Raw genomic sequence first — 16,313 nt, forward strand, 5'->3', positions numbered from 1 at the left:
TCCGCCACGACCCGAGCAAAAGCAAACAGGCGAAGCAATTCACGAATTTTATTTTAAGCATTCCGATTAATTTAATTCGTGAATTCGTGGCTAATAAAACTATTCCTCAAAACTCTCGTCTTTAAATCCTATCAAATATAACTTATTTTTGGCACGTGTCATAGCGGTATAAAGCCATCTGATATAATCACGATCAATTCCGTCCGGTAAGTATGGCTGTTCAATAAAAACCGTATTCCATTGTCCTCCCTGCGATTTGTGACACGTGATTGCGTAGGAGAATTTCACCTGAAGACCATTGAAATATTCGTTTTCTTTTACTTTTTGAAATCTCTTGTATTTTGTTGGTTCGTCTTCGTAATCTTTCATTACTTCTTCGTACAAACGATTTGATTCTTCATACGTTAACGACGGAGATTCGCTTTTTATGGTATCTAAAATCAAAACCGTTTCAAAAGGTTTCTGATCCGGATAATCGACCATTCTGATTTTTACTTTCGCAAAAGTAAATCCGTATAATTCTTTGATTCCGAACATCTCCAGAACTTCAATAATATCGCCATTGGCAATAAATCCGGCTTCATCTGTTTCTTTCAGCCAGAAATAATTGTTTTTGACAACCATCAAAAAATCGCCAACCGAAAGTTCACTTTCCTTAAATAAAATTCGGCTTCTGATTTGCTCGTTATACTGGTTTGCTCTTTTATTCGAACGAACAATAAAAGCCGTGTCTTCAATACTATAATTGCTGTAAGCCGAATTTATAGCATCCTGAATGTCGTATCCATCTGTCAATCGAACAATATCTTTGAACTTTTTTACATTGAATTTAAATTCTGTAATAAAACTTTCTTTCAGCAACTCACGCAGTTCTGTCGCATTAAATAAAATTCCAGAATTTTCTTCCTGACGCATAACTTCATCTAACTCGATATGCTCAATTTCTTTATCGTAATGAACACCTAATGTCTGAATATCAAGTGCCGGAGAAATATCTAAATTCACGGGAGGAAGCTGAGCCGTATCTCCTAAAAGAATCATTTTGCAATTGCTTCCCGAATATACATAATTGATTAAATCATCCAGAAGTGATCCGCTGTCAAGCGTGCTGTCTGAAATCATCGAAGCTTCATCGACTATAAAAATGGTATTTTTATGTTTATTGACTTGTTTTGTAAAAGCCACTCCTCCGCCCGATGATTTTTTAGGAAAATATATTTTTTTATGAATCGTAAATGCTGCTGTATTGGAGTAATTCGAAATCACTTTTGCTGCACGTCCTGTTGGCGCAAGCAAAACAAATTTTTTATTAATCTCTCCAAGATTATTTACAATCGTTGAAATCACCGTTGTTTTTCCGGTTCCGGCATATCCTTTCAGTACAAAAATCGTATCGTTTTTAGGTTCAGTTAAAAAAATTGCGATTTTCTGAAAAAAAATATCTTGTTTGTATGTGGGTGCAAAAGGAAATCTTTTTTGTAAAACGCTGTAAAACAATGTTGAATTCATAGGGTAAAATTGGAATACAAAGTTCGTCTTTTTTAATGGCAATTACAATCTAAATAGCGAATCGAAAAATTCAATATCAATATCAAAATTTAAAAACAAGGTCTGAAATTTAAAATCCACCGACATCACTTAAACACCTCATAATAAACACAATAATAATACTTTGCTAACTTTATTGTAACATTAATTTTTGAAATTGCATTTTTATTTTGTCATTTTCATTAAAATTGAAATTGACATTGTTATTTATTTTATTTGTAAGTTTGTGGTCGCTTAAATTCTTTCTTGATTCAAAAACAGGTAACGATTTGTAAATCAGATATGTCATTACAAAATATTAACATTACTTCCAAAAATTACAAAAAACTTTCTATTCAGGTTTCTCTGACTGGATTTTCATTTTGTTGTTTTGACACTTTAAATAATATCATTACAACCTATAAAGAAATAAAGTTTGATACGTCAGGCAAAACCAGTAAAATTGAAGATCTGTTTAGCGAGGCTTTCAAAAATAATTCTGAATTAAAGGACATTTACGACGAAGTAATGGTGATTCATACCAATAACCTTTCGACTTTTGTTCCTGAAGCTTTGTTTGATGAGGAATATCTTGGAAGTTATCTACAATACAATACAAAAGTTTTTGAAACAGACTTTTTTACGTTTGATCAAATTTCAAATTATCAAATGAATTCAGTTTATATTCCGTATGTGAATATCAATAATTTTTTGATTGATAATGTTGGATCATTTGATTACAAACATGCCAATAGTATTTTGGTCGAAAAAATTCTGGACAATTCAAGAAACAATGACGAAAAGAAAATGGTGGTCAATTTTAATCCTGGTCATTTTGAAGTTATTGTGGTTCAAAACCAGAAACTTCTTTTTTTCAATTCATTTGAATATCAAACCCCTGAAGATTTTCTATATTACCTACTATTTACTGCCGAACAATCGAATTTAAATCCGGAAATTTTTCCTCTCGAATTATTAGGCACGATAGACCAAAACGATCCGTTTTATGCCATCGCGTATAAATACATTCGTAATATATCCTTTCTGGATGTAAGCACGTTACAGCAAAAAAACAGCTTCTCTTTAAAAGAAAATCAAAAACATTATATTTTATTCCAATCATGAGAATTATTTCAGGAAAACACAAAGGGCGTCGAATTTCTCCACCAAAAAACCTTCCTGTAAGACCAACAACTGATATGAGCAAAGAAGCATTATTCAATGTTTTGAACAATCATTTTAGTTTTGACAGCTTAAAGGTTTTAGATCTATTTTCAGGAACTGGAAATATCAGTTATGAATTCGCGTCACGCGGAAGTGCACCAATTACCTCTGTCGATGGTGATTTTGGATGTGTAAAATTCATCAAACAGGTTTCGTCAGAATATGACTTTGATATTGCTGCAACAAAAAGTGATGTTTTTAAATTTTTGGAAAGCTGCAAAACTTCTTATGATATTGTTTTTGCCGATCCTCCTTACGGACTCGATCAGGCAACTTTTGAAAAAATTGTACTAACTGTTTTTGAAAGAGATTTGCTTCATGAAGACGGAATGATGATCATTGAGCATTCAAAATATACGAAGCTTGATCATTTGAGTAATTTTTCTTTTCAGAAAAGTTATGGCGGTTCTTTTTTCAGTTTCTTCGAATTAAACTCAACCGACGATGATGAAGAACTTCCGGGTGATTCTCCAATAAAAATTACTGAAGAAGACGAAGGATAATTTTCGTTTTTAGCATAAAAAAATCCCTTGAAATTTCAAGGGATTTTTGTTTTATTTCAGCTTTTAAACTTTCTTCTTTTTCAAATTAATATAATAGTTAATACCTAAACCGATCGTCCATTTTGTATCTACCCGATTGGCATTCGGACTTAATTTATTTAATGGTTTTCCGAGATCGACATTCTGAAGATCTAAAATAAGACTCATTGAATCTGAATATTCATCAGAAAAACTAAAAGTATAGCCAATTCCAATACCAAAAGACTGACTCCATTCTTTTGCAATTTCCATTTTGCTGGAAGTAAAATTGCCGTTCGTATAATTATATGAATTTTTATGTGCTTCAATAGTCGAAATGGAATATTTAGGAAGAATTTCAAAATAAGAAACCAATTCATTTCCCAAAATAATTTTTGGACAAAAACTAAAATTAACCGCAGATACCGACCTTCTAATTTCAGCAATCATGACATTATTTGCATCAAGCTTACTGCTAGATTCCAGACTTCCTAACAAACCGCTAATTTCGATTTCAGGTTTTATGTATTTACTCACATTAAATTCAGCTCCAGATCTCAAACTTAAAAAGCCTGAATTTTCAAAATCAGAATGCAGATAAATTCCAGCACCAACAAAAGGCTTAACAATCTGAGCGTTAGCAAAAACAAAACTCAATAAAAACAAAACAGTCAATATTCTTTTTTTCATATTCTTTATTAGATTTCTATTCTTTTAATTACGATCTAAAGAACGTTACTTTTTTTTAAAATAGGTAAGAATAAGCTTAAAAATATTTTTAGTTTTTATCGGACTCTATTTTCGTTTTCATCAATATTTTTTTCTTTGAACTGGCTTTCTTTTATTTTTCCGAAAGAATATTTAATTGCAATCGAAACTTCATGAGCATCAACCACATATCTTGCTTTTGAACTAATATTGTTGATCGTAAATTCTTCTTTTTCAATTACATTTTTAAAGACATTATTCCAGCTCAAAGTACAATTCCATTTTTTAAAAAACTTCTTTGACAGCGCCATATCAAAAACAAATCTAGGATTTCGTTCAAAAACACCTTTATATTGCGTTGTAGCACCCCACCAACCAATCATTATATTATAATCTTTTGGAAGCTTGAATTCATTATTAGAATAGAAATACAAATAAGGTTTTGAAGATAAAAATACCGCCGATGCATCTTCAATTTTTTCCAGAATAAAAATCACGGAGTTATTCATTGTCCAAAATTTATAAGTAAAAGGCACTTCAAAATCAAGGTTTAATCCCCATTCTTTATCAAAGTTCACATCTTTAAAAGTCATGATATTTTGTTCATTGTCGAAAAAGAAACTATTGTAAACCGGATTTTTATTTTGATAATAACTCAGTTTTACCGATTTATCATGATATTGAAAAGAAGTCGAAATTTCATTAATAATAGTTGGGTCAAGAAAAACATTTCTCGAATACAAAAAATACGGATTAATGTATGTTGCACCTTGACTTAATGAAGAATAATTAGGTCTCGAAATGCTTTTTGCGTAATTAATACTAAGACTTTTTGTACTATCAATTGCATAAGTAAGCTGTGCTTTTGGGAAAAAGTTGGTGTAATTTTTATCAATTAAAGGCAATAAATCGGTTTTAAATTTTCCATTTACGTTTGTGTTTTCAACTCTGAATCCAACTGAGAAATTGACTTTTTTAACCTTTCCAGTAAACTGGCTATAAGCTGCCAAATTCTGTTCTTTAAAATCGTAATGACTTATTTCGTTTTCGTTTGTTTTGTAGTCATAAATATCAATATCTGATTTTGACTTTGCCGATGAGTAGAGTCCGCCAACTTCCAATTTCATTTCGTTTTTGAACTTTTTCTCCAAATCAATTCTTCCTGAAAAGACATTTACTTTAAATTTCTGATTTCTGTTTTGCGCCAATTCAAATTCTGTTTCATTAAAGTTATTTTGCACCTGACTCCATGATGTCTGATTAAAATCAGAATATTGAAATCCGCTAAAAAACTGTGTATCAATAGCTTTTATTTTCTCAGAATAATTCAAAAATGAGTTTACAAAATTCTTTTGCCCATCATTATCACTATACGTTACAACATTATTTACTTCATCTTTATTTTTATTATTCGTGATTGTATTAATCGGAAAAGAATCACTTTGCAGTTTGCTGCTTACATTAAACGAAAAATAATCTTCATCGTTTATTTTAAAAAAGAAACCGCCTCCAAAAACAAATTGCTTTCTTTTTGTATTGGCCGAAACATCATATACAGAAGCAATATTTGCATTTGGAATTTGATAATCAATACTATGATTCTCCCACGGATTCAAGCGGTTGTAATTAAAATTAGCTTTCCACTCAATCTTATTTTTTTTGAAACTGGAGTTAAATCCTAAGTAGTTATTGAAGTTCTTTTTAAAAGAAGCCGTTTCAGAAATTTCAGTTCTAAAACTGTCTTTTTTGCTAAATTTTCTGGTAATTAAAATCACGGCGCGGCCTTCAGCTTCATATTTTGAAGATGGATTTTGAATGATTTCTATGGTTTTAATATCGGCGACAGCCAAAACATTCAGATCATTCATAGTTACTTTTTGATTGTCGATGTAAATCAGCGGACTTCCTTTACCAACAACCGTTATTTTTTCCCGATCTGAACTCACTTGCACCGCTGGCAATTTTGCGAGCAAATCAACCGGATTCGGAATTGCATTGTAAATTGAATTCGCAACATCAACTTTTATATTTCCGTTTGAGTTGGTAAACGTTTTTTTATTTCTACTGATGACGACTTCTTTCAAATGATTTGAAATTGAGTCTTTTGAATTTTCATTTTGAGCATTCGCAAATAATGTAAGAAGAAAAAGAAAAATAATCAAAAAGATTTTTACAGGCACATAAATAAAATTCATCTTAAAAAATATTGGTTTGTAATCCTGCAAAAATGATTTGAAAAAATAATTCCGAAAGTTAATTGAAGGTTAATGCGCGGTTAATCTCTTTTTTGTTGCTCAAAAGCATTATTTTTGGAACAGATTTAAGATTGGTATGAAACAAAGAATCAATTTATTAATAGCTTTTTCTGTCGTCGCATTTATTGTTTTGACGACTGTCCAATGTTATTTGGTAAAAACTACTTACGATTATAAAGTGGCGCAGTTTCATACTCAGATTAAGAATGAAATTGCTCAAATCACTAATAATTACAGTGATATTGATTCGGTATTGGTTTCTAAAAAAGAAGCACTTTACAAAAGTTTATCTGAAAATTATATTGTTGGAAAAAACAGCAAATCAGTTGTTAAAACCGGAATTTTAGAAAATGAATATAAAGATGCTTTAACGCAAAAAATTCAACGAAAATTTGAACGGGATTTGCCTAATTTCAAAATTGATTTTGCGATTGTTCTCAACAAATTTATTCTCTACAAAAACGCCAAAAAAGCCGATACAATTTTCTCTGAAAAACCTTTTATTGAAAATAAATTATACGGAAATCTGGCTTCTCTGAATCATGCTTTTTTGGTTCGAAGTTATGTTGGAACTACAAACGGAAGCTTTGAAAATCAGAATTATCAATTATTGACAGAAGATTCAATGTACGTTTCGGTAATTGATTGGGAAATGATTATTTTAAGACGAATGACCTTTATTTTGATTTTGTCTTTGTTTTCGATTGCTACGATTATCAGTCTTTTTGTGATTGCGATTAAAGCTTTGATTAAGCAGAAAAAAGTCAGCGATGTCAAAACGGATTTTATCAATAATATTACACACGAACTTAAAACGCCATTGGCAACTTTAGGAATCTCTACAAAGATTTTAGAACAAAAAAGCATTCGTGACAACGACGAAAATTTCAATTCAATTGTAAATACAATTTCGCGTCAAAACAATCGACTTCAAAATTTGATTGATCAGGTTATGGCAAATTCATTGGCAGAAAATGAAATTGAACTGAAAAAAGAAAAAATTGAAACCGAAGACTTTCTGCTTTCGATTGTAAACGATTTTAAAATTACATTTCCGAAAATCAATCTTAAAACAGATTTTCAAACACAGAAAACTGTTTTAATTTTAGATAAATTTCATTTAACAACTGCGTTTCTAAATGTCTTGGAAAATGCTGTAAAATATGGTTCCAAAACCATTACCGTTAAAACGAGAATAGTCGAAAAACAATTATCAATTATTTTTGAAGATGATGGAATTGGCATTGCCAAAAACAAACAATCACTGCTTTTTGAGAAATTTTATCGCGTAGAACAAGGAAACCTTCACAATACAAAAGGTTTAGGTTTAGGACTTTATTATGTTGATCAAATCGTAAAAGCGCATCAGGGAACTGTTAGTGTGATTAGTGATTTAGGGAAAGGAGCTCAGTTTACTATTTTATTAAAAGTTTAATTACCTTATTTTGAAAAAATTACTTTTGGCCGAAGACGATTTTGATTTTGCTGCGATTTTAAAACAATATTTAGAATTGCATCAGTTTGAAGTAATCTGGGCAGAAAATGGCGAAATAGCTTTAGATTATTTTAAAAACCAAACTTTTGATATTTGCGTTCTTGATGTGATGATGCCCAAACTGGACGGATTTTCATTGGCAGAAAAAATAGTCGCCATCAATCCCGAAATTCCATTTATTTTTCTAACTGCGAGAAAATTAAAAGAAGACAAAATCATTGGATTAAAACTTGGAGCAGATGATTATATCGCAAAACCTTTTGAAGTCGACGAACTAGTTCTCCGTCTGCAAAATATATTAAAGAGAATTGAGCAAAAAAGAAGTCTGGAAGGAAATAATATTATTGAAATCGGTTCTTATATTTTTGATAACGAACGTTTAACACTCAATAATAAAAATCACGTTCAACAACTCACAGAGAAAGAAGCTTCTCTTATAGAATACCTGTATCTAAATCATAATCAGTTATTAAAAAGAGACCAAATTTTAATGTCAGTCTGGAAAAAAGATGATTATTTCTCGGGGCGAAGCATGGATGTTTTCATCAGCCGATTAAGAAAATATTTTAATTCTGATCCAAAAATCAAAATTGAAAGTGTTCGAAATATTGGATTGGAATTTAAAATAGAAAAACCTTGACGAATCAAGGTTTTTCTATTTTATGATTAAAATTATTTTCCGATTACCCAGCCTAAACTAAAGTTTGCAATTGGTGTAAATTCAGTATCATATTGGTCGATATTTACTCCAGCTCCAATATGTAAATCAATATTTAATTTTCCTTTATAAGTACGCTGGATTCCCCAAACTGGGCCAATTGTAAAAGAAGGAACTTCTTCATCAAACCATTTATTTGTCGAAATTGATTGAAAATCATAATGAGCATTCAAAGCAATAAAATTTCCCGAATTATATGCGGTTCTTTTTCCTTTGGTTACTCTTTTTTCTAAATTATAATAATGACGTAATTGTTCCGTAATTCTTGGCGTAAAATACCAAGTAGATTCATCGTACCAGCCATTATGACGATAACCCGTTACTAAACTTGCCTCAGAATATAAAGTGTTTTTTGCAGAAAAACCATGCTCATATACAAAACCTGGCAATAGTATTACATTGATTTTAAATTGATTTTTTGCAACTGAAACTGGTACATCATCTTGTGCATGAACATTAGATGCGGCAAAAAGCAACATAAAAAAGTAAATTTTTTTCATATTATGGTTTATCGATTAGTGGGCGTAAAAATAGTATTTAATCAATACGAAGCCATCAAAAACAAAAAGTATTTCTTACAAAAACAACCCTTGAAATCATATAATTTCCATAAGTAATTGTATAACAACATTTAACAAATACAAGAATAAATTTGTTATATAACTTTAAAACTAATAATCATGAACCTAAAAAGATTATTCGGCGGATTATTGACAATCCTCGGAATTATAGGACTTATCTATACAGCAATGATTTTTGCAGATACAACTGGAGGAACCAGAGATATAAAATCTCTAATTATTTATGGCATATTGGGAATAGTGTTTTTCACGTCCGGCATAAGTTTGGTGCGAACTACTAAAGATGAAGCTTAAATTTTAAGGGCAAAGGGACAAAGTTACAAAGGGGCAAAGTTTTAAATTCTTTGCGACTTTGTAACTTTATCAAAAAAATTATTGTTCAGAAACAGGATTCAAATTCAATTCTGTAAAATCTCTTTCGGTTTTTGAAATGATGATTGTTGCAACTGTATTTCCAATTAAGTTTGTAATAGCTCTGGCTTCGCTCATAAATTTATCTACGCCTAATAAAAAAGCCAAACCTTCAACCGGAATTTTATGAAGTGCTGTTAATGTCGACGCTAAAACTATAAAACCGCTTCCGGTTACGCCCGCAGCTCCTTTTGACGTAATCATCAAAATTCCTATTACGGTCAGGATTTCGAAAAAACTCAAATGCACATCATACAGCTGCGCCAAAAATATCACCGACATCGAAAGATAAATTGAAGTTCCATCAAGATTAAAAGAATAACCTGTCGGAATCACCAATCCCACGACCGATTTACTACAGCCCATTTTTTCCAGTTTTACCATAATACTTGGCAAAGCTGCTTCAGAAGATGAAGTTCCAAGAACTAGTAGAAGTTCTTCTTTTATATATTTTAAAATGGAAAGAATACTAATTTTATAATATCTCAGAATACTTCCTAAAACCAAAAAAACAAACAGCGCCATTGTCAGATAAACGCAAAGCATCAATTTTCCAAGCGGAATCAAAGTTGCTAAACCAAACTTGCCAATCGTATATGCCATTCCGCCAAAAGCGCCAATTGGAGCCAGATACATAACATATTTTAAACCTGTAAAAACAACATTCGAAATTCGTTCTAAAACTAAAATCGTTTGTTCTCTTTTTTGATAAAAATTTAAAGCGATTCCGCAGACAATTGCAGCGACTAAAACCTGCAAAGTGAAATTAGAAAAGAAGAACTGTAACCACGAAAAATGCTCTGCTGAACTATTTGTATATTGGCTTGCATCGCCAATTTGCAATCCCGATTTGTCGATTTTCCCCGGCTTAAACAAATACGCCACTGTAACGCCAATTGCTAAAGCAACAGTCGAAACGACTTCAAAATAACCTAAAGCTTTTACGCCAATTCGGCCGACTTTCTTTAAATTTCCCATTCCGGAAATTCCTAAAACAATCGTCAGGAAAATAATTGGTCCAATAAAAAGTTTGATAAGATCAATAAATCCTTTTCCAACTTTTTCCATTTTAATTCCATTTTCAGGCGAAAAATGTCCGAGCAAAATTCCGGCAATAATCGCAATCAAAACCCAGAAAGTAAGGTTGGTAATTATAGTCTTAAAAAGACTTTTTTTATTTTTTGAAGAAGTATTTGGGGTAGAAATATTCATGAAAATTAGTTAGAAAGTTTCACAAATATATAAAAAAAGCAGACCTATAAGCCGGATTCTGTTTTTGTCTCGTTTTGCAACAAGACAATACCTTATCATTTATCTAGATCCCGAATTGCTTCGGGACTCAAGCTACCTACCCTTCAACAACGGACGAGAAGCCCTTAAATGCTGATATACTTGGTATTTCACCGCATAGAGTTTACCTGGTTTCACTACAGCATTACCTGTACATACTTTCTGTTGCACTTGTCCTTGCCTCATTTCTAAGACCGACGGGTGTTACCCGCTATGCTTCTCTGTGGTGTCCGGACTTTCCTCCCCTCCGATAAAATCGGAGCGACGATAAGGCGGTCTGCGGTGCAAAAGTAACACTTTATGAGTGAAGAATAATGTTTTTAAATTTTCCATTTTATGAATTATATCATAACTTTTTAATTTTAAAATAGTTATCTTTAAAATTCCATAATTTTTAAATTCAGTTATCATGAAAAGAATGTATCATTACGCAACTGTTTCAAAGGCTTTAGATCAATTGAATGAGAAAGGATTTACGTGCGATTTTAATCGAAATGCTGACATGATTAAAAAGAATCCTGAGAAATTTGAAATTGTTCATGTGTATCGATACGAGGGTGAATCAGACCCGGGCGATGAGGCAGTTGTATACGGAATTAAATCGACTACAGGCAAAAAAGGAGTGTATGTTGCTGGCTTTTCAGCCGATTCAGATCAGGAAACAGCACAGTTTTTATTCAATTTAAGTATTAGGGGAAGGTAGTTTTTAATTTAGTTTTCAGTCTCAGTTTTTTAATCTGAGACTGAAAACTAAAAAACATTAATCCAAATAATCCGGCGGAAACATTTCTTGTCCGTATTTTACAAAAATGGAGTTTATTTTTTCTTTCTTTTCAATTTCAGAATCTGAAGAATTAGTTTCCATATAACTTGCAATTTCTTCAAACAAATCATCTAAACCAGCGGGAGTAACTGTACATAATAATTTTGCAGATTCGTTGCTCAGGTTTTTAAAACCATGTACAATTCCACTTTTTGGAATATTGACAAAAGCATTTTTCTTCGCAACATAAATCCCTAATTCCGATTTAAAAGTAACCTCGCCTTCCAACACAAAAAAAGTTTCTGTAAAATCAGCATGTGCGTGCGGATTTGGTCCAGCACCAGGAGGAACCGACATTTCGATTACAGCATATTCACCATTCGTTTCTTTTCCTGAAATGACAATACGGTAACTTCCTCCGGCAATTTTTAGTTTATGTCCTTGTGTTTCGTCTACGGTTATTATTGGATTTTTCATTTCGTTTTTTATTAATTTTCTCTTTTTACTTTATTTCTATAAAAGATAAAAATTATCTATTCGTGCTGTGTCACGTCATTATATTGCCAAAGCACGTTTATAATTTTCCATTCGCCATTTTCCTTCACAATGTGCATATAATCAATCCATGCATCAGCAAATAATTTAACCGATGCTGTTTTAGCAGAAACATCTAATAACTTAATTTCTTTTCTTGGATTCTTTGGAAACTTATCGCCTTTCACATTATAAGTTTCTGCCAGAATAACCATGTTTTCAGCAAAAAACTCTGAGATATAATCCTTTTGAGCGACTTTATTTCTAAAAACGGATCTTTTCACCATTCTAGGATGTAAAGCACTTTCCATCAATTTAGGATTCGGATTATGTTGCGCTTCGATATATGCCAAAGCTACACGCTTAATATCTAATGAATCCTGCGCAGTTTGAGCCTGGATTTTAAAAGAATAAAATATAATTGCAATTAGTATTAAAAGTCTCTTCATATAAAAATGCGTTTAGAATTTATTTACAAAACCTCTAGCTTCCAAGTTTTCCATAACGCTGTTGCTCAGAAAAATACAGGATTATTTTCTTTCCATTTTTTTCATAAGGATAGAATAATTCATAAGAACCATTATGAGAACTATAACGTAATTCATTACTTCCTTTCTCGAAAACAGATTTCAGATACTCTCTTTCTTCTTTAGTAGTTTGATAAATATATCGTTGTTTTTGTGGGTGAATTGTATCTTTCAAATTCCCTTCATAATAATCAGTAAAGCCTAAATAAACTTGAGAACCTTTAAGCGAATCTTTTACAATTACTGTAACATTTGGGAAATTTTTATCTGTTTTAGACAAAATATCCAGAATCTCAGCTGTCTCTTTTATATAACTTTCAGAAAAACTATAATTTACTAATTTATCACTATTCCTTTTATTAATCGCAATAATTGATTCCGCCGATTTAATCAATCGCTCTTCTTTCCTTGCCGTTGTTAAATAATCACCGCCAAATAAAATTATAGCGATCAAAGGAAAAATTAAAATCAAAGCTAAAAATCTCAATCTATTTGATTTATTATTTACTGTATCAAGATTATGTCTTTCAGCGATTCTGGTTAAATTAAACATTAAATTGATAATTAAAGAACCAGCCATCAAAGCAAGAATTCCTAAAATACTCAGATAAAACGTTTCGGTCATATTCTCTTTAAATACTTTTAAACCAAAAACCTGTATTGTTATAAAAGTAAATACCCAATACACTAATAAGAGTATGGATGTGATTCCAATAATATTGCTTAATCTAACTATTTGTTTTGCGTTCATAAATTATCAAATTAATTGTTTTGTTAGTTCGTTATTTTTGTTTCGGATTAATTCGGAGAATAATCAAGTTTAGTCAAAACCCGATCTTCAATATTTCCCACAACGTCACCGTATTTTTTAATAAATTCTTTTTTAATTTCAATCCATTCTTTATCAGCTTTAAAACCTTCCCAAGCTTGTTTCATTGTTTTTTCGTCTGGCCATTCCAGAAAATAAACAAACTCGGTCTTCTTGTCTGATTTTGATTCGTAAATAGAAGTAATTTTAAAATTGTATTTTTTCATGATTCGCATCGCATGATCGCGAAAACGCTCATGAAAATGATTCTTGTTGTTTTCAAAAATTTCATAAATACGCAACTGATAAACAGGGTTTACTTGTGCTACATTCTGTGCTTTTGAAATAAATGTTGTAACGAATAATAAAGTCAATAAAAATAGTTTCATTTTAGGTCTTATTAAGGTTAAACTTGTAGTAAAAATATGAAAATCCTATTTATAAAATTAAATTAAAACATCTTACTTTCTCAAATTCAAACCACTCACAAACGACTCAAAGATTTATTAATTTCAGATTTGTGATTTGGTAATTTTCAGACTATATTTGCTATCGAATAAAAAAGAATATGGAACAATTTGTAGTATCGGCACGTAAATATCGCCCGCAAACCTTTAAGGATGTTGTGGGGCAAAAAGCCATTACAAACACGTTGTTGAACGCTATTGACAGCAATCACCTTGCTTCTGCTCTTTTGTTCACCGGACCACGTGGAGTTGGAAAAACTACTTGTGCGCGTATCTTGGCCAGAAAAATAAATCAGCCTGGATATGATGATCCAAATGAAGATTTTGCATTTAACGTTTTTGAGTTAGATGCCGCTTCAAACAACTCGGTTGATGACATTCGTAATTTGATTGATCAGGTTCGAATCCCGCCACAAACCGGACAATACAAAGTATATATTATTGATGAGGTTCATATGTTGTCTTCGGCTGCTTTTAATGCTTTCCTGAAAACATTGGAAGAACCGCCAAAACATGCTATTTTTATTTTAGCAACAACAGAAAAACACAAAATCATTCCGACGATTTTATCTCGTTGCCAGATATTTGATTTCAAAAGAATTACAGTAAAAGATGCTAAAGAACATTTGGCTGATGTTGCTGCGAGTCAGGGAATCAATTTTGAAGATGATGCACTGCACATTATTGCTCAAAAAGCTGATGGTGCAATGCGTGATGCTTTGTCTATTTTTGATCGTGTAGTTTCGTATTGCGGAACTAACTTAACGCGTCAGGCTGTAACTGAAAACCTAAACGTTTTAGATTACGAAACCTATATTTCAATCACAGACTTGATTCTGGAAAACAAAATTCCAGACTTATTGATTGCCTACAACGACATACTTTCAAAAGGTTTTGATGGACATCATTTTATTGCTGGTTTAGCCTCTCATTTTAGAGATTTGTTAGTGAGCAAAACTCCTGCAACTATTGCTTTATTAGAAGTTGGAGAACAGGCACAACAAATGTATGGCGTTCAAGCGCAGAAATGCTCTCAGGACTTTTTATTAAAAGGAATCGACATTGCAAATGACTGCGATTTAAAATATAAATTGAGTCAGAATCAGCGACTTTTAGTTGAATTATGCTTAATGCAATTAGCCTCTATCAATTTTGATGGAGAAAAAAAAAAGCTGAGCAATTCATAATTCCGCCTACTTATTATAAAAATGGAAGCTTTTCGATTGTTGAAGTTCAAACCTCAAAATCGAAAGTTGAAAGTCAGACTGTTTCCGAAAATATAAAATCAGAAAATGTAACTGCTCCGACTGAAGTTGAAAGTCCAAAAGACACAACTATTTCTGAAACTCCGAAAGTTCAGACTTCACAAACTCCAGAAACAGAATCTAGCAATACTCCAAAAGTTTCTGCATTTTCTCTTGCCAGTATCCGCAAGAAAAAAGAATTGGAACAAAGCAGCAAATCTTACGTTAAACCTTCTTCTGTATTACCTACTGAGGAATTTAATGAAACGGATATGCTTTTGCATTGGAATAAATATGCGGAGCGTTTAGGCCAGAAAGGTCTAAAAATCATGGAATCTATATTATTGATCAGCGATCCTGTTTTAAACGGAACAAGAATCACTTATGAGTTACCAAATGAAGGTTCTAAACTGGAATTTGAAAGTCAGATGAATGGGTTACTTGGACATTTAAAAGGACATTTACACAATCACGACATTACGATCGAGGTAATTGTAAATGAACAAGCTGAAACCAAAAGAACTTATAATAATCAGGATCGTTATAATCGTCTTTTAGAAATCAATCCAAATCTTGAACTTTTGCGCTCAACATTTGGACTGGATTTAAAAGATTAATTTTTTTTGATTTCAGAAATTTATTTATTCTGAAATCCGAAATTATATACTTTTTCAAGCCATTTTTTTCTTTGAATTTCATCGGCAGTTTTTATAATTCCGATGTAACTCACTTTTACTGGTTTTATTCCGCAAAATTCCAAAGTTGATTTTTTTAATTGGTTCACACTTGGTCTTCCAAAAAATAATCGATAATACCAGCCTGGCTGATCTAAAGTGGTAATAATATGTGCTGTTTTTCCTTTAAGCAATTTATCCCACCAAACCGAATTTTCTCTATATTGAAAAGCCATTCCTGGTAGAAATAAACGATCAATAAAACCTTTTGTAATTGCTGGAAGTCCGCCCCACCAAACAGGATGAATCCAAACTAAATGATCTGCTCTTTTGATTTTCTCCCAAGATTCAATTAAATCCGGTTCTAATTCAGTTCGTTTTTGATAACCAAACTGCAAATTCGGATTAAATTTTAAATCGGCAATTGTAATTGTTTCAACTTGAGTTCCAGAAGCAATTGCACCGTTTTTATAAGATTCAGCAATTCCGAAGTTGAAACTTGCTGAATTAGGATGTCCGTTTATAATTAGTATTTTTTTCATATCAAAGTTTTTTCAAAAATACCA

The 16,313-nt window shown here is 31.7% G+C and carries 18 protein-coding genes and 1 other RNA gene; 8 read left to right on the forward strand and 11 right to left on the reverse strand.

Annotated features, from left to right (window positions below; genetic code table 11):
* Nucleotides 1–99: 99 nt before the first annotated feature.
* Nucleotides 100–1,509, reverse strand: a complete 1,410-nt coding sequence (locus FN795_RS11745; RefSeq protein WP_142450784.1) for an ATP-dependent DNA helicase — start codon at nucleotides 1,507–1,509, stop codon at nucleotides 100–102.
* A 321-nt stretch (nucleotides 1,510–1,830) separates the two neighbouring features.
* On the opposite strand from FN795_RS11745, the gene FN795_RS11750 reads away from it, so the two are divergent.
* Nucleotides 1,831–2,652: a DUF3822 family protein gene (locus FN795_RS11750; RefSeq protein WP_142450785.1), complete on the forward strand. Its 822-nt coding sequence runs from the start codon at nucleotides 1,831–1,833 to the stop codon at nucleotides 2,650–2,652.
* On the forward strand, nucleotides 2,649–3,254 hold the full coding sequence (locus tag FN795_RS11755) for an RsmD family RNA methyltransferase (RefSeq protein ID WP_035650813.1): 606 nt from the start codon (nucleotides 2,649–2,651) through the stop codon (nucleotides 3,252–3,254). Before FN795_RS11750 ends, FN795_RS11755 begins: the two co-directional genes overlap by 4 nt.
* A gap of 63 nt (nucleotides 3,255–3,317) precedes the next feature.
* Here the strand turns inward: FN795_RS11755 and FN795_RS11760 are convergent, their stop codons facing one another.
* Complete coding sequence (locus FN795_RS11760; protein ID WP_142450786.1) at nucleotides 3,318–3,962, reverse strand: hypothetical protein; 645 nt, start codon at nucleotides 3,960–3,962, stop codon at nucleotides 3,318–3,320.
* Between the two features lie 95 nt (nucleotides 3,963–4,057).
* On the reverse strand, nucleotides 4,058–6,175 hold the full coding sequence (locus FN795_RS11765; RefSeq protein ID WP_142450787.1) for an outer membrane beta-barrel family protein: 2,118 nt from the start codon (nucleotides 6,173–6,175) through the stop codon (nucleotides 4,058–4,060).
* Between the two features lie 136 nt (nucleotides 6,176–6,311).
* On the opposite strand from FN795_RS11765, the gene FN795_RS11770 reads away from it, so the two are divergent.
* Both FN795_RS11770 and FN795_RS11775 read left to right on the forward strand, forming a co-directional pair.
* Complete coding sequence (locus tag FN795_RS11770) at nucleotides 6,312–7,670, forward strand: sensor histidine kinase (RefSeq protein ID WP_142450788.1); 1,359 nt, start codon at nucleotides 6,312–6,314, stop codon at nucleotides 7,668–7,670.
* 10 nt (nucleotides 7,671–7,680) lie between these two features.
* Entirely contained in the window at nucleotides 7,681–8,370 is a 690-nt protein-coding gene (locus tag FN795_RS11775; RefSeq protein ID WP_142450789.1) for a response regulator transcription factor, read from the forward strand.
* A gap of 32 nt (nucleotides 8,371–8,402) precedes the next feature.
* On the opposite strand, the gene FN795_RS11780 is transcribed toward FN795_RS11775, so the two are convergent.
* Nucleotides 8,403–8,948, reverse strand: coding sequence for a hypothetical protein (locus tag FN795_RS11780; RefSeq protein ID WP_142450790.1), 546 nt, complete (start codon nucleotides 8,946–8,948; stop codon nucleotides 8,403–8,405).
* A 180-nt stretch (nucleotides 8,949–9,128) separates the two neighbouring features.
* On the opposite strand from FN795_RS11780, the gene FN795_RS11785 reads away from it, so the two are divergent.
* On the forward strand, nucleotides 9,129–9,323 hold the full coding sequence (locus FN795_RS11785; protein WP_142450791.1) for a hypothetical protein: 195 nt from the start codon (nucleotides 9,129–9,131) through the stop codon (nucleotides 9,321–9,323).
* 78 nt (nucleotides 9,324–9,401) lie between these two features.
* On the opposite strand, the gene FN795_RS11790 is transcribed toward FN795_RS11785, so the two are convergent.
* Together FN795_RS11790 and rnpB are read right to left on the reverse strand one after the other, a co-directional pair.
* Nucleotides 9,402–10,652, reverse strand: a complete 1,251-nt coding sequence (locus FN795_RS11790) for a cation:dicarboxylate symporter family transporter (RefSeq protein WP_142450792.1) — start codon at nucleotides 10,650–10,652, stop codon at nucleotides 9,402–9,404.
* 31 nt (nucleotides 10,653–10,683) lie between these two features.
* An RNA gene (gene rnpB / locus FN795_RS11795) (RNase P RNA component class A) lies at nucleotides 10,684–11,014 on the reverse strand.
* Nucleotides 11,015–11,139: 125 nt separating this feature from the next.
* On the opposite strand from rnpB, the gene FN795_RS11800 reads away from it, so the two are divergent.
* Nucleotides 11,140–11,433 carry an SH3 domain-containing protein gene (locus FN795_RS11800; protein WP_142450793.1) on the forward strand — a complete coding sequence of 98 codons (294 nt, stop codon included), beginning with the start codon at nucleotides 11,140–11,142 and terminating at the stop codon, nucleotides 11,431–11,433.
* 57 nt (nucleotides 11,434–11,490) lie between these two features.
* Here the strand turns inward: FN795_RS11800 and FN795_RS11805 are convergent, their stop codons facing one another.
* Genes FN795_RS11805 through FN795_RS11820 form a run of 4 tightly spaced genes read right to left on the reverse strand, consistent with a single transcriptional unit; the run spans nucleotide 11,491 to nucleotide 13,751 of the window.
* Nucleotides 11,491–11,970, reverse strand: a complete 480-nt coding sequence (locus FN795_RS11805) for a cupin domain-containing protein (protein ID WP_142450794.1) — start codon at nucleotides 11,968–11,970, stop codon at nucleotides 11,491–11,493.
* A gap of 56 nt (nucleotides 11,971–12,026) precedes the next feature.
* The gene (locus FN795_RS11810) at nucleotides 12,027–12,476 is read right to left on the reverse strand and encodes a nuclear transport factor 2 family protein (protein ID WP_142450795.1); all 450 of its coding nucleotides are present in this window, start codon (nucleotides 12,474–12,476) and stop codon (nucleotides 12,027–12,029) included.
* Nucleotides 12,477–12,510: 34 nt separating this feature from the next.
* On the reverse strand, nucleotides 12,511–13,305 hold the full coding sequence (locus FN795_RS11815; protein WP_142450796.1) for a peptidase: 795 nt from the start codon (nucleotides 13,303–13,305) through the stop codon (nucleotides 12,511–12,513).
* Nucleotides 13,306–13,352: 47 nt separating this feature from the next.
* Nucleotides 13,353–13,751: an NIPSNAP family protein gene (locus tag FN795_RS11820; RefSeq protein ID WP_142450797.1), complete on the reverse strand. Its 399-nt coding sequence runs from the start codon at nucleotides 13,749–13,751 to the stop codon at nucleotides 13,353–13,355.
* A gap of 179 nt (nucleotides 13,752–13,930) precedes the next feature.
* Between FN795_RS11820 and dnaX the strand changes: the two genes are divergently transcribed.
* Complete coding sequence (dnaX, locus tag FN795_RS11825) at nucleotides 13,931–15,016, forward strand: DNA polymerase III subunit gamma/tau (protein WP_035650775.1); 1,086 nt, start codon at nucleotides 13,931–13,933, stop codon at nucleotides 15,014–15,016.
* Nucleotides 15,017–15,273: 257 nt separating this feature from the next.
* Nucleotides 15,274–15,690, forward strand: coding sequence for a hypothetical protein (locus tag FN795_RS11830; RefSeq protein ID WP_035650772.1), 417 nt, complete (start codon nucleotides 15,274–15,276; stop codon nucleotides 15,688–15,690).
* 20 nt (nucleotides 15,691–15,710) lie between these two features.
* On the opposite strand, the gene FN795_RS11835 is transcribed toward FN795_RS11830, so the two are convergent.
* Nucleotides 15,711–16,289 (reverse strand): NAD(P)H-dependent oxidoreductase, encoded by a 579-nt coding sequence (locus FN795_RS11835; protein ID WP_142450798.1) that lies wholly within the window; start codon nucleotides 16,287–16,289, stop codon nucleotides 15,711–15,713.
* Between the last annotated feature and the right edge of the window lie 24 nt (nucleotides 16,290–16,313).

Source organism: Flavobacterium resistens, assembly GCF_900182645.1.
Taxonomy (GTDB): Bacteria; Bacteroidota; Bacteroidia; order Flavobacteriales; family Flavobacteriaceae; genus Flavobacterium; species Flavobacterium resistens.